Source organism: Bacillus sp. PK3_68, from assembly GCF_003600835.1.
Taxonomy (GTDB): domain Bacteria; phylum Bacillota; class Bacilli; order Bacillales; family Domibacillaceae; genus Pseudobacillus.
On sequence record NZ_NQYC01000001.1, the window covers coordinates 2,580,255 to 2,594,354 of the forward strand.

The following is a 14,100-nucleotide window of genomic DNA, read 5'->3' on the forward strand; positions in this document are numbered from 1 at the left end:
TTATGTAAACGCATTCACTTATTGAATAGGGGGGAGAAACATGTACACATTTTTAGCAGGAATTGCCCTTTTAATCATTGGTTACTTTACGTATGGCAAATTTATTGAGAATATTTTGGAGTAAAAGAAGAGCGGGCGACACCCGCTTATGTCAATAATGACGGAGTGGACTACGTACCGATGAGTACATCGAAAAACTCCTTAATCCAATTGTTGAACATTGCCGGCACAGGACCGATCTTTGGGCCTATTATGGGGGCGCTTTATGGGCCAGTTGCTTTTATTTGGATCGTGGTTGGCTGTATTTTTGCAGGCGCTGTTCATGACTATTTAACGGGCATGATTTCCATCCGTAACCGCGGCGCCCACTTGCCTGAACTAGCAAGTAAATTTTTAGGAAAAGTAATGAAACACATAGTCAATGCCTTTGCTGTTCTTCTTCTCTTATTAGTAGGAACTGTATTTGTGTCGACGCCGGCCAGCTTGCTCCATGTTTTAATGAATGGCAAAGTCGCCTTAAGCATTCTTATCGCTGCTATCTTTATTTATTATATTTTAGCTACATTGCTCCCTGTAGATAAAATTATCGGTCGTCTTTATCCGTATTTTGGTGCCCTCCTAGTGATTAGTGCTCTTGGAGTAGGCATCGCTTTAATCTTTACAGGGGCACCAATCCCAGAACTTTCTTTAACTAACTTCCATCCTGATCATGCACCGGTATTTCCATTGTTGTTCTTTACGATTACTTGCGGCGCACTTTCAGGATTTCACGCTACCCAAACACCCATTATTTCACGCACAACTCAAAATGAAAAGCAGAGCCGAAAAATCTTCTACGGCATGATGATTGCGGAAGGAATTATCGCTATGATTTGGGCGGCGGCGGCAATGAGCTTATTCGACGGTTATGGTGGTTTAAACGAAGTGCTTGCCGCAGGTGGTCCGGGAGCAGTGGTCAGCGAAGTGTCAACCTCCATGCTCGGTGCCGTCGGCGGAACACTGGCTGTGCTTGGTGTCGTTGTTTTACCAATTACTTCCGGAGATACAGCTTTTCGGAGTGCTCGCATGATCATCGCTGAATATTTGAATATTGGCCAAAAGAAATTTTCGAGCCGCTTATGGATTGCTCTGCCGTTATTCGTTATTTCTGTCTTGCTTACACAGATCGACTTTAATATCTTGTGGAGATATTTTAGCTGGGCGAATCAGTCCACGGCAGTCATTGCCTTGTTTGTTGGCGCTATGTATTTATATATTGCCCGAAAAAACTACTGGGTTTCGCTCATACCGGGAACCTTTATGCTTGTCATGGTTCTCGCTTACATCTTAAATGCACCAATTGGTTTTGGCTTATCCATGACAACCTCCTGGATCGGCAGTACTATCGGCACTATTATACTTGTTGCCCTGTTCTTTCACGCCGCTAAAAAAGCACGCGCAAACGACCTGCCAATTGAAGAGGATGTGTCCGACTGGAATAGTGTAGCCTAATAGCCTCCCCTAAAACATTATCAGACGATAAATAGAAGGAGAAATACTTCTCCTTCTTGGGTGCAACCATTATTTCGTTAGCCTTATGACGGGCCTTTGAAACATCTTTAAGTGCACGCTCATGCGTGTACTTTTATTTTTCTTCTGATTCTATCGATAAGCATCTGTTACGAGAAAACGATCCACTTCTTTAATTGAATTTCGCCCTGAAATAGCCAGTTGCAATTCCGTCTCTGCAATAAAATTTTCAATAACTTCTCTTACTCCTGTTTCCCCAGCTACTCCTAAAGCATAAGCGTAAGGCCGACCGATCAGTACAGCCGAGGCTCCGAGAGCCATTGCCTTGATCACGTCCGCTCCTCTCCTTACTCCGCTGTCCAGTAAAACAGGAATTTTCTGTTCAATCGCTTCGCATATGGAAGGTAAAACATCCAGCGTTGCCACCGCTCCGTCCAATTGTCGCCCTCCGTGATTAGATACGATAATACCGGCCGCGCCATGTTCTAGCGCAAGCAAGGCATCATCCGGATGAGTTACTCCTTTGAGCAAAACCGGCAATGACGTTTGCTGGCAAATGTACTCCAGCTCTTTCCACGTAAATGCCGTGTTATTTCCCTCGTCCAGCACCTTTCGACTCGCTGCTTTTACATTTTTTTCTGGCGGCTCTTCCAGTTTTGAGCGAAACACAGGATCAGAGAAGTAATTTCCCATCCCTTCTCCTGAAAGAAAAGGCAAGTAGGCATTATGAAGATCTTTTTCCCGCCAACCGAGCAAAATGGAATCAATCGTTACTACTATTGCTGAATAGCCGGCATCTTCGGCTCTTTTTAGAAAACTATTTGTTAGGTCATGGTCTTTAGGAGGATACAACTGAAACCACCGTAAAGCATCTCCCATTGCTTCCGCCACTTCTTCCATTGACTTTGTCGAAACATTGCTGAGAATATAAGGAACTCCTAATTGAGCTGCCGCTTTTGCAGGAGCCAGCTCAGCTTCCGGATGCAAGATAGAATTTACTCCAATGGGTGCAAGAAAAATCGGCACAGGAATGGATTGATCAAACAATTTGATCGTTAAATCCCGCTTGCTGACATCACGGCAGATCCTTGGTCGGAGCTGGTACTTCTGAAAGGCCTCCAAATTGGCACGCATGGTATCTCCCGCTCCTGCCCCGCCATTTACATAATCAAAGGGACCGGCTGCAAGCGTCTTTTTTGCCTTCTCTTCCCATTCTTTTATAGACACTGGCAAAAGTTTGGCGCCCTCGTCTCCACTCTGATAAAACTTCATCTGTATATCTTCACAGTTCCTCATGCCACCACTCCCAAGTAAAGTTACTTTTGAAAAATATACATTTATTATCGAATAAAAGTTAAAGATCAAATTCCTCCTGTATTATTGCCAAAAACCTTTAACTATATTGGTGTAAAAGTACGATCGCGAGGAGCAATTATGGAAAGATAGCAAAAAGAGCAGAGAGAAGATCCGAAAAGCCAGCAGATAGATAGTTGGAATAGTGGCAAGCGATCAATCTTACGAAAATGTAATATTTATGTAAGCAAAACCAATTTTTCTCCTCGAACAAATTACATATACTCTTTTTAGATTCGTTATGAGGAGGGACATATCAGTGAATTTTTTCCAACTAAACGTTGATTTGTTTAGATTTATTAATGATCTCGGAAAGCATTTCACCTATTTAAATCCATCTATGACTTTCATCGCTGAATATACAGTCTTTATCTTAGCCTTAAGCGTCACTCTTTTTTGGTTTACGAGAACGGAGGACAATAGAATGATGATTATCTGTGGGGCCTTCACTCTGGCCGTAGCTGAGGTATTCGGAAAGATTGCTGGAAAACTCCATTCAAACCACCAGCCATTTGCTGAGCTGGAAAATGTAAATAAGCTGTTAGGACACGCAGTAGATAACTCTTTTCCAAGTGATCATACCATATTATTCTTTTCGTTTTGTATGACCTTTTATTTATTTAAAAAGAGGGGGAGGTTGTTATGGATTTTATTGGCTACCCTCGTTGGCCTCTCGCGTATTTGGGTGGGTGTTCATTACCCGGCAGATGTCATTACAGGAGCACTTCTTAGTATCTTCACGGCTCTCATTGTTTGTCAGGTAGTACCTAAGTTGAGCGTCATGAGAAAGCTGTTAGCCATTTACGAGAAAGGTGAACAAGTTATCCTTCCTGCAAAAAATAATTCGAGAGAATATTAATAAGCTCATGTCAGCACTGTGCTTTGCACAAACGCACAGAAGGCAGTCATGAGCTGCTACACTTGAACAGTCATCCATACCGGCAGGTTTTATTTTAGATAACCTTATTTAATATCATATAATCTGCATTTATCGTAAAAGCTGGTTTTACTGATTTCTAATAGCTTGGCTGCTTTTATTTTATTTCCTTTTGCAGCAGTTAAAGCCTGTTGAATGGCTTGTTTTTCAACAACAGCTAGTGTTTCTTTTAACGGTAATACTGACATAGATGCAGAAATACTTGCTGGGTCAGGGTCACACTGTATATTGATTTCCGTTTCCTCTGCTCCTCCAGCTTCCTGGTCGCGCAAATATAGGGGCAGATGAACCAATTGAATCACCTTGCCATCCAGCACATTGATTGAACGCTCCAGCACATTTTCCAATTCACGGATGTTTCCCGGCCAGGAATGCTGCCTTAACTTCAATGCCACCTCTTGTGATAATTCAATGCCACTGCGGTAAAATTTTTTCTCTAGCTTCTTCAGTAAAAATCGGGAGATAGAAAGCACGTCTTCCTTTCTTTGTCTCAATGGAGGAATTTCGATTTTGATGACATTTAAGCGATAGTATAAATCCTGGCGGAACTCCCCCTCCTTCACCATCTTTTCTAAATCGCGGTGGGTCGCTGCAATGATCCGCACGTCCACAGAAATGGATTTTTGGCCGCCTACCCGGTGAATCTCTTTTTCCTGAAGCACTCTTAACAATTTACTTTGCATAGAGAGAGGCATATCCCCGATTTCATCCAAGAAAAGCGTACCTTCATTGGCCATTTCAAACTGCCCCTTCTTTCCGCCTTTTTTGGCTCCTGTAAAAGCTCCATCCTCATAGCCAAACAGCTCGGACTCCAGCAGATGTTCCGGGATAGAGGAGCAATTAATGGCAACGAAAGGACCGGACGCGCGCATGCTGTTATGGTGAATGGCGTGGGCAAACAATTCCTTTCCCGTGCCCGATTCACCGATCAGTAAGACCGAGGAGTTGCTACCTGAGATTCTTTGAGCAAGATTTTTGACCGACAGAAAAGCAGGGCTGTCTCCAATTAAATCATTAAAGTTATACCTACTTTGCAAATCTCGCTGGGCTCTTGCTTGATAATACTTCAACTCTTCCACGAGATTTTGGATTTTTGTTTTGTACATCTGCCACTCTTCTGGATTGCGAAACATGACACTGCCTACAGCGCCGACAATTTCTCCATTCTCAAACAGAGGGAACCGGTTAGCAATCATTTCGCTGCCATTAATTGATTGAAGGGCAGCCAGTTCGGTTTGTCCCGTTTGGGCAACGATATGCATGCGTGAGTTTTCAATTATGTCCTGTACCGGACGATTGACTGCTTCTTCTACCGTCGTCCCAATAAATTCGCAGTATCCCTCATTGATATAGAGAATTATGCCGTTGCGATCGACAACAACCACTCTTTCTGCCAATAAGTTAATGATTTGCTCATACCAGCTGTCAGGAATTTTTTCAAAAGCCCGTTTCATTCCACATCCCTCCTTTTTACATTGGTGCATTTATTATAACAAAGATTAACCCATAAATTTCCTTATGAGAAATGGATCAACGGCAAATAAGAGAACCCTATTCTAACGAATCGAACAAGGTTCTCTTTAATATCTAGTCTGCTTTTCGAGAAGAGAAAGCTTTATTGGGCTGTGTAGCCGCCATCCAGCACGACCGCTTGCCCTGTCACCCCCCTCGCTTTGTCGCTTGCTAAAAAGACCGCATAATCAGCGATTTCTGCTACCGTTAACAGCCGTTTTTGCGGGACAAGCGGTAGTAAAACTTCCTCAATCGCACGGTCCAAACTGACATTTCTTGTTTCTGCCAAGTCGCCTAATTGCCCTCTGACTAACGGTGTATCCACGTAGCCGGGGCATAAAGCATTGACAGTGACTCCATATGCCGCACCTTCTAAGGCTGCTACCTTCGTTAGACCAATGACTCCATGCTTGGCGCTATTATATGCTGCTTTTCCAGCGAAGCCAATAATGCCGTTTACAGAAGCCATATTGATGATTCTGCCGAAGCCCTGTTCCTTCATGGCTGGGAATACGTGTTTTATTCCAATGAACGGAGCCGTTAACATCACTTTTATTAGCTGCTCAAATTTCTCTGTAGGAAACTCTTCGATGGGAGCAACATATTGAAGCCCTGCATTGTTAACTAAGATATCTATTTTTCCGAAAGTTTGCTGTGCTGATCGAAGACTATTTTTATAAGCTTCCTCATTAGTGACATCACATGGAGCGGCCAATCCCGTGAACCCTTGTTCTTTTAATTCTGAAACCACCTGTTTACTTTTTTCTGCATTTAAATCTGAAATAACGATATTGGCTCCTTCTTCAGCAAATGTCCTGGCAATCTCTAAGCCAATCCCGCTGGCCGATCCTGTAATAAACGCTGTTTTTCCAGCTAATGCTTTGTTCATACTTCTATTGCCTCCTTAAATTTAGACACTTTAGTTATCAAACGAACTTAAATAATCCCCAAAAATGTATAAAGCGCGATCACAACGAATACAGCTAATGTCTTAATGACTGTAATGGCAAATATGTCTCGATACGATTGCTTGTGTGTTAATCCAGTCACAGCAAGCAGCGTGATGACAGCCCCGTTATGAGGAAGAGTATCCATGCCGCCAGAAGCCATAGCTACTACCCTATGCATCACTTCAGGAGGGATATTAGCCGCTGCAATTGCCTGGTTGTACTTATCTGCCATCGCTCCCAATGCAATACCCATACCGCCAGAGGCCGATCCGGTCATACCGGCAAGTGTCGTTGTCGTCACTGCTCCATTTACAAGCGGGTTGGTGAATGTACTAGAAATCCCATCACTTATTTTTGCAAATCCCGGAAGCGCGGCGATAATTCCCCCAAATCCATATTCCGCCCCGGTATTCATAGTCGCCAGCAGTGAACCGCCGATTGCTGTGTTTACGCCTTCTTTAAATCCCTGTGTAACACGTTTCCAATCGTACGCTATTGATGAGACAATCCCCACTAATAAGGCCATAATAATCGCCCAAACAGGTGCAACGGCGGCGACATCTACTGAATAATCCTTTAAGCCAATGGCAGAAAAGTCAAAACCATTGGGGTACCATTTTGGTATATACGTAATAAACAGCTTATTAGTGATCCCAACGAGAAGAAGCGGAATAAAAGCAAGAACCTGTCTGGCTACTGACTGTTGTGAAGCCAGATTAGAGGGCTCAACGCCCGTCCCTTGTGCCTTGGCACTTTCCACAGCAGCTGCTTCTTCTGATTCAAAGCCGTAATAGCCTTCACCGGCCTTTTCAGCTTTCTTTCTCCTCATTTCCAGATAAAACAAGCCTGCAGCTAAAACAAGAATCCCCCCAATAATCCCGAGTGTTGGCGCTGCATAAATATTTGTTTTGAAAAACGAAATAGGAATGACATTTTGAATCTGCGGCGTTCCTGGCAGGGCATCCATCGTAAAGGTAAACGCACCGAGAGCAATCGTTCCTGGAATGAGCCTTTTTGGAATATCTGCCTGCCGGAACATTTGGGCTGCGAATGGATAAATGGCAAACACGGCCACGAATAAACTAACGCCGCTATACGTTAAAATTGCTCCTAATAACACGATCGTCAACATAGCCCGTCTGGCCCCGAGCCAACGTACAATCGTCTTGGCGATAGATTCCGCGATTCCGGACATTTCTACGACTTTCCCAAAAATAGCCCCTAATAGAAAAACAGCAAAATAGGATTTAATAAAACCGACCATCTTTTCCATAAATACACCTGAAAAGAACGGCAAAACATGCAGCGGTGCAATTAACAGGACAGCGAGAAGCGCGCATATGGGCGCAAACAAAATAACTGAGTAACCTCGATAAGCAAAAAAGATTAAGAGTCCGAGCGACAATAAAATAACTAGCAAATCCATGCAAATCCCCCCGTATCGTTTGATCAATCATAAAGGCCCCTCTTAGTAAGCGTTTACAATAAAGGCTAGCCTTTATTTTGTTACTCCTTCTGCCCTCAGTCACACAGGCGAACGACCCTGCTATGTTGTTTGACCGCCATGAAACAGGATGATTTTCATTTCTCTCTCGTCTTCAAATTGCAATTATCATACCAATTAAAGAAGATTCAAGAATCTCCCTCTAGCAAAAGGAAGGCTTTTATAAAAATGAAAGATCCGTTCCGAAAACACGGAAATTTCCTGTTTTGCGGAATCTCTTCCCTTTAAAAATCCGGAAAAACGGAAAATGCCATTCATCTTATGGGCTCAAGCTATTCCCATTGACCCCTTTCAGGACAAATAAAATTTTCTCTGCTTTCTCGTTCTTTTTTTCAAATAAGGGTGTTTAGATCACAAAAATTGATGCACTCTAAGTTAGAACTTCAAAAATAGAAGAATAGATTAAAGAAAGCTGTAAAATGTGTATCTCTTCAGCTATATGACACCGCATTCCGCTTGGGCATTATTACGAAGCAGCTGAAAAATTCTTGAAAACACACGGGTTAGTAAGTTATTCTTAAGCATACAATTCTTACTTAAGGCTGTGATTAACGTTGCGTATTAATAAATTCATTAGCGAGTCAGGAAAAACATCCAGAAGAGGAGCAGATAAATTAATTAGTGAAGGAAAAGTAACCATCAATGGAAAGTTGGCCGAAGTAGGAAGCCAGGTAGAACCCGGCGATGACGTCCGAATTAATGGAGAATCTGTTCAAATAGAGAAAAACCATGTGTACATTGCATTAAATAAACCAGTTGGCATCACAAGTACAACAGAAAAGCATGTAAAAGGAAACATTGTTGACTTCGTCAATCACCCTTTGCGAATTTTCCATATTGGACGGCTTGATAAAGACTCAGATGGCCTCATTCTCCTTACAAATGACGGCGACATTGTAAATGAAATTTTGCGTGCTGAAAATAATCACGAGAAAGAATATATCGTCACTGTAGACAAGCCAATTACCTCCGAATTCTTAAAGAAAATGGCTAGTGGTGTGGAAATTTTAGATACAAAAACACTTCCTTGTGAAGTCATCCAAACCTCAAAGTATGAGTTTCACATCATATTAAAACAAGGCTTAAACCGGCAAATCCGCCGCATGTGCGCGGCACTCGGGTATAAAGTGTTAAGGCTCCAGCGCATCCGGATTATGAACATTCACCTAGGCAGCCTGCCTATTGGGCAATGGAGAGATTTGACGAAAAAAGAACGCACCCAGTTATTCAAAGACCTGGACTATGAGCCGAAACAGTGGTAAATGAAAAAGCCAAATGAGTGATCACTCATTTGGCTTCTTTTTCTGTAAAGAGATAATAAAGTTAGTTAATTTTGAGAGTAAATATAGGAGCCTTGCTACATTTTATTGTGTAGCAAGGCTCCTTAAAGTTGTTTAATTCTAACTCAACTGACGCCTCCGTTAGTTCTAGCCTACCCGCGAACAAATCCACCCTCTGAATGTATGATTTGTCCAGTTATCCATTCAGCCTCATCACTTGCAAGAAAAGCAATAACCCGTGCCACGTCATCTGGTGTACCAATACGGCCCATTGGAAATCTAGGTAAAAGAAAATTTCTTATTTCATCCGTCATCCATGTAGAATCTGTTGGACCTGGATTTACAGCATTAACAGTGATTCCTAATGGTGCAAGTTCTTGTGATAACGACCTAGTAAAGGCAGAAATAGCCCCTTTAGTTGCTACATAGGCTAACTCCCCGGGCATAGGAGCTAAATCCTGCCCTGATGTCATATTTATTATTCTTCCCGATTCTAAATTAGATTTTTTAAAACGACGAGCAAACTCCACACAAAGAAGAAAATTTGACCTCATATTAACCGCATAATGATCATCAAGTGATTTAGCATCTAACGATAAATAATCATTACTTGTGGAATGAGCTGCATTATTAATTAAGATTGAGGGATACCCTAATTTAGCCAAAATTTCCTCATATATGATAAAGGCAGCATTTGCATCTGATAAATCAATTTTCATTGCCCCGCAACGGACACCCATTCGTAAAATTTCTTGCTGAAATTTTTCTATCCATACCTCATCAGAATTCCAGTGAGTAAAGAAAATATTTATCCCCTGTGAGGCTAACTTACGACAAATAGCTGTACCAATCTCTCCTTGACTGCTCGCTCCTGTAATTAGTGCAATTTTTTTTTGAATATGACTCATTATTTTAACCCCCAGATTATAGGGATAATATGCTATGGGTAATAGAGATGTCGATTCTCATAAAAACAAAAGCAGACCCCCTAATAGTATCTGCCTAGTCAATGGATATTTTATAACTCCACACCATGTATCCCCGAATGATTATCATTCAAATAACTAGACACATGCCTCCCCTTAAATGGGTATAAAGTTAAAGCTGTCTATTTATGATTATTCATCACAGAGTTTGCCACATGTAGAATCTTAATTCCCCTTTCCATGCATCTCTAAGCTTATCTTACTTATTAGACTGAAAAAAACAACAATTTATTAGAGGAACTTGTGTATGTACTATACTCGCATTCAACTATTCCGCCCCGTTAGTCCAATAAAAATTAACAACTTTATTGTCAATCCCTCCGTCGATCTTCACGGAGAAGAAAAAGAAGTACAAGCTGTTGCCGGCAGGTTGGATTCTGTTGGCATTACAAAACAAACTAGGCTGCTCACTCATGAAGAAGGAGAACGTTTTATAGTCCTCTTCCTTTTTCTTTAATGGTTAAGCATGGACCGTTACATTGTCTCCCTTGTTCTAATAATAAAGGAACAGAATGAAAGCAAGTAAAAAAGCAACTGATGCTTATTGCTCTAATCTAACAAATTGTATAAAATATTATTATTATTAGCAACAATCTGTCTATTGTTTAGCAATGTTTTTAATTATATAGTTTATATAACTATTTCATTACTAAGTCTCTTTACACTTCATTATCGATCTTCTCTGCGGGCGGTCCGTGAGCCTCCTCGTTGCGTGCGCTTCTGCTTGTTCTCACCAGGACTCGCTTTTCCCGCTAGACTCATCATCTTTCGCTGCAATCAACTAGTGAAAAAACAATATTCATCTTTAGCCAAGCCAATTACTCAGCAATTTTTTCCTCATCATCTCTCTAAATGGGAATCCATGCTAAAAACTTGCTTCAATCATTAGAAGGAATCTTGTGTCTTTAAATGATCGGAGCAGTCAAAGAGCGATAGCTTATGTTTAAGATTCGCCCTTCTAAAAAGCTAACCTTGTCCTTCTATCTCCATACCCTGTTATAACTGGTATGTATAGGCGGATAGAAAGTACTAAATCTATGCCACCAGCCCAGATGACCACTCTTTATAGGCATATCTCTTTAAACATCTACTTATCCAATTTTTTATCATTTGTAAACAGCTGCATGTATAGACTAATGAATGAAAGCTTTCATATAAAAATAATGAATAAGGTGGAGGAGATAGCGAAGATGGAAAAATTAGTCGAGGTACAAAAGATCACTCATTTTATCGGTGGAGAAATGAAGCCAGGGACGAGCAAGCGTTTCGGCAAAGTGTACAAGCCTTCAACAGGTGAGATAATGGCTCTATGTCCATATGCTTCAACAGAGGAAGTAAATGCAACAGTAGAAATAGCTAAAAAAGCTTTTGGTGTCTGGAAAAAAACGCCTGTTGCTCAAAGGATAGAAGTCATTCACCGCTTCAGAAGCCTGCTAGTTGAGAAGACTGATGAACTAGCAAACTTAATTGGCCTCGAGAGCGGCAAAACCCTTTCTGATGCTAAAGGTGAAATCAGCAGGGGCATTGAATCGGTTGATCTAGCCATTAATGCTCCCCATCTTTTGAAAGGCGAGTACTCCGTTAATGTAGGCGGAGAAATTAATGCTTATTCGATGAAGCAACCACTTGGTGTAGTCGCTGCTATTTCGCCATTTAATTTTCCTTTCATGGTTCCGGTTTCCATGTCGACAATGGCTGTAGCGTGCGGAAATGCCGTTATTTTAAAACCTTCCGAAAAAGTACCCAATTCGGCGTTATTCTTCTCGGAGCTCTGGAAACAGGCGGGTCTGCCGGATGGCGTATGGAATGTCATTAACGGGGATAAAGAAGCGGTAGATGCTTTGCTGAAACATCCTGATGTTCCGGCCATCTCTTTTGTAGGGTCTACGAAGATTGCCCAATATATTTACGAGGAAGGATGCCGGAATCATAAAAGAGTAGCGGCCTTCGGTGGTGGAAAAAATCATATGATTATTATGCCTGATGCTGATTTAGACCTCGCTGTTAACTCCTTCCTCGGAGCAGCATACGGAGCTGCTTCCCAGCGCTGCATGGCTATCTCTGCAGCGGTGCCCGTAGGAGAAAAAACAGCGGAGGCCTTCGTAGCCAAGTTAAAAAGTCGAGTGGAAGAATTGAAGGTTGGTGCCTATAACGATGAGAACGCCGACTTTGGTGCTCTTATTTCACAAGAATCAAAGGAAACAGTGACAAGATTTATAGAACAGAGCATTCAAGAGGGTGCCCACTTATGCGTAGACGGACGGAATCCCAAAGTTGAGAATGCACAAGGCTTCTTTCTTGGAGCCACTTTGCTCGATCATGTAACTCCTAATATGGAAATCTATCGTGAAGAAGTATTTGGTCCAGCGCGGATCGTCGTTCGTGTCGATACGTTGGACGAAGCGATTGAACTAATTAATAATCACGAATATGGAAATGGCGTAACGATATTTACAAATAACGGATATGCAGGCCGAAAGTTCGCGGAACAAATTGAAGTCGGCATGGTCGGCATCAATGTACCGATTCCAATTCCGGTCGGTTACCACAATTTTGGCGGATGGAAGCGTTCAAAGTTTGGCGAAGGCCATATGTTTGGGCCGGACACGGCACGCTTCTTTACAAAATCAAAAACAATCTCCGAAAGATGGCCGGAAAACCAGGTTTATAGCGACCAGGTAGACTTTGACTTCCCTAGCAATCGGTAAAATAATTCCTATCCTTCCAATCCATAAAAGATAGCCCTCAACAATAAATGAAGTCCGGCAAAGAACAATAGTTTTTGCCGGATTTTTTCGCTGTCGCCTCACTAAGCTCCCAAAACAAGAAAGTAGGCTCGCTGACTGTAAATATCTCTTCCTTAATCATCTTCATTGCTATGAATCACTTAAGAGTTTTTTCAAGCATTCACGCTTTTAAAATAGCGATATACTTTCTCCAGCTTTTTTGCTTGTTTTCCTTTTGGGCTTTCCATATTGCCAAATTCAAAAAACTTCACTTTTTTAATACCTACAAAGCGAAATAAAGCTCTTTTCATTAAGATCTTATGCGCATTGTTTAACCAGAAAAGAGGATATTTTGCAGGCCCCTTCATGGTGGATACACATACAACTGATTTTCCTTTTAATAACCCTTCCGGGAAAAGTCCCTTCTTGTCTCTGTAAGCAAAATTCGCAGCAAATAATTGATCTATATATCCCAACAGCATAGCCGGTGGTCTTCCCCACCAAATGGGATAGATAAAAACAATCTTGTCAGCCCAGGTAATTTGTTGTCTATATTTTTCAATCTGAGGATCACGATATATATCGCGTCTCCGCTTATCTTTATTAAACACTAGAAGAGGATTAAATTGCTCTTCATATAAATCAAGAACTTGCAATTCGTTTATGAAGAAATTTTCATGGCTCCCTTGGATTACTTTTTGTAAAAAGGCATGACATAAACTTTCATTATTAGGATGTGCATAAATAACTAGTGTTTTCATAAAGCACCTCATTTAGTTATCATATGATAATAATTATTATATGACGATTCGTGTTTTGTTGTCAAATGATAATTGTGCATTGATAATAAATTTGTTATCTTGTCAATAAGAGGTGAAAACTATGGACAAAAAAGCTCTTTTTTTAAATGTGTGTCCTTCACAGCTTCGGTTCATCGTGTGACGCATGAATTAACAAAAAACGCTAAATCCGATTCTATTACACCTGTTCAATATACGATCCTTGAACATATAACCGTTAATCAGCCGGTTACTCCCAGTGAAATGAGTGAATGCATGCATGTATCCATGCCAAATATGAGCCGTGAATTAAAAAAATTAAGCGAAAAAAACTTAATTGAGAGGTTAACCGACCCTAAAGATCGACGAAAACAATATGTACGTCTCTCTAAAAAGGGAAAAACTATGATGGATGATGCCTTTTCACTTATAGAATCCAACTTCTTAAGCCGTGTACAGCATGCTTCGAAGGAAGATTTAGAGGATATTGACCGCGCCCTCGATGTCCTTCAAACAAAGCTCTTTTATTAATAAAGCAATAACGCAAAAAACACCCTCAATTGA

General features: G+C 41.3%; 11 protein-coding genes and 1 pseudogene. 6 read left to right on the forward strand and 6 right to left on the reverse strand.

Going from position 1 to position 14,100, the window contains the following annotated elements; genetic code table 11:
- Positions 1-40: 40 nt before the first annotated feature.
- Positions 41-1,491, forward strand: a pseudogene (locus CJ483_RS13085) (carbon starvation CstA family protein).
- Between the two features lie 150 nt (positions 1,492-1,641).
- Here CJ483_RS13085 and CJ483_RS13090 read toward each other — a convergent pair.
- Positions 1,642-2,805 carry an alpha-hydroxy-acid oxidizing protein gene (locus CJ483_RS13090; protein WP_120038025.1) on the reverse strand — a complete coding sequence of 388 codons (1,164 nt, stop codon included), beginning with the start codon at positions 2,803-2,805 and terminating at the stop codon, positions 1,642-1,644.
- Positions 2,806-3,121: 316 nt separating this feature from the next.
- On the opposite strand from CJ483_RS13090, the gene CJ483_RS13095 reads away from it, so the two are divergent.
- Positions 3,122-3,721, forward strand: coding sequence for an undecaprenyl-diphosphatase (locus tag CJ483_RS13095; protein ID WP_120035639.1), 600 nt, complete (start codon positions 3,122-3,124; stop codon positions 3,719-3,721).
- A 104-nt stretch (positions 3,722-3,825) separates the two neighbouring features.
- Here CJ483_RS13095 and CJ483_RS13100 read toward each other — a convergent pair whose 3' ends face one another.
- The 3 genes from CJ483_RS13100 to CJ483_RS13110 all read right to left on the reverse strand — a co-directional run bounded on the left by CJ483_RS13100 (position 3,826) and on the right by CJ483_RS13110 (position 7,687).
- Positions 3,826-5,253 carry a sigma-54 interaction domain-containing protein gene (locus tag CJ483_RS13100; RefSeq protein WP_120035641.1) on the reverse strand — a complete coding sequence of 476 codons (1,428 nt, stop codon included), beginning with the start codon at positions 5,251-5,253 and terminating at the stop codon, positions 3,826-3,828.
- 161 nt (positions 5,254-5,414) lie between these two features.
- Positions 5,415-6,200, reverse strand: coding sequence for a 3-hydroxybutyrate dehydrogenase (locus CJ483_RS13105; RefSeq protein ID WP_120035643.1), 786 nt, complete (start codon positions 6,198-6,200; stop codon positions 5,415-5,417).
- 47 nt (positions 6,201-6,247) lie between these two features.
- Positions 6,248-7,687: a GntP family permease gene (locus CJ483_RS13110; protein ID WP_120035645.1), complete on the reverse strand. Its 1,440-nt coding sequence runs from the start codon at positions 7,685-7,687 to the stop codon at positions 6,248-6,250.
- Between the two features lie 632 nt (positions 7,688-8,319).
- On the opposite strand from CJ483_RS13110, the gene rluF reads away from it, so the two are divergent.
- A complete protein-coding gene (gene rluF, locus CJ483_RS13115) occupies positions 8,320-9,027 on the forward strand; it encodes a 23S rRNA pseudouridine(2604) synthase RluF (protein ID WP_120035647.1) in 708 nt (235 codons plus the stop codon).
- Positions 9,028-9,197: 170 nt separating this feature from the next.
- On the opposite strand, the gene CJ483_RS13120 is transcribed toward rluF, so the two are convergent.
- Positions 9,198-9,953 carry an SDR family oxidoreductase gene (locus tag CJ483_RS13120; RefSeq protein WP_120035649.1) on the reverse strand — a complete coding sequence of 252 codons (756 nt, stop codon included), beginning with the start codon at positions 9,951-9,953 and terminating at the stop codon, positions 9,198-9,200.
- Positions 9,954-10,278: 325 nt separating this feature from the next.
- Here CJ483_RS13120 and CJ483_RS13125 point away from each other — a divergent pair, with 325 nt between their 5' ends.
- Both CJ483_RS13125 and CJ483_RS13130 read left to right on the forward strand, forming a co-directional pair.
- Positions 10,279-10,488 (forward strand): hypothetical protein, encoded by a 210-nt coding sequence (locus CJ483_RS13125; protein WP_120035651.1) that lies wholly within the window; start codon positions 10,279-10,281, stop codon positions 10,486-10,488.
- A gap of 733 nt (positions 10,489-11,221) precedes the next feature.
- Positions 11,222-12,739 (forward strand): CoA-acylating methylmalonate-semialdehyde dehydrogenase, encoded by a 1,518-nt coding sequence (locus tag CJ483_RS13130; RefSeq protein ID WP_120035653.1) that lies wholly within the window; start codon positions 11,222-11,224, stop codon positions 12,737-12,739.
- Positions 12,740-12,930: 191 nt separating this feature from the next.
- Here CJ483_RS13130 and CJ483_RS13135 read toward each other — a convergent pair whose 3' ends face one another.
- Positions 12,931-13,518, reverse strand: a complete 588-nt coding sequence (locus CJ483_RS13135; RefSeq protein ID WP_120035655.1) for an NAD(P)H-dependent oxidoreductase — start codon at positions 13,516-13,518, stop codon at positions 12,931-12,933.
- A gap of 177 nt (positions 13,519-13,695) precedes the next feature.
- Between CJ483_RS13135 and CJ483_RS13140 the strand changes: the two genes are divergently transcribed.
- On the forward strand, positions 13,696-14,067 hold the full coding sequence (locus CJ483_RS13140) for a MarR family winged helix-turn-helix transcriptional regulator (protein ID WP_259455650.1): 372 nt from the start codon (positions 13,696-13,698) through the stop codon (positions 14,065-14,067).
- Positions 14,068-14,100 lie beyond the last annotated feature (33 nt).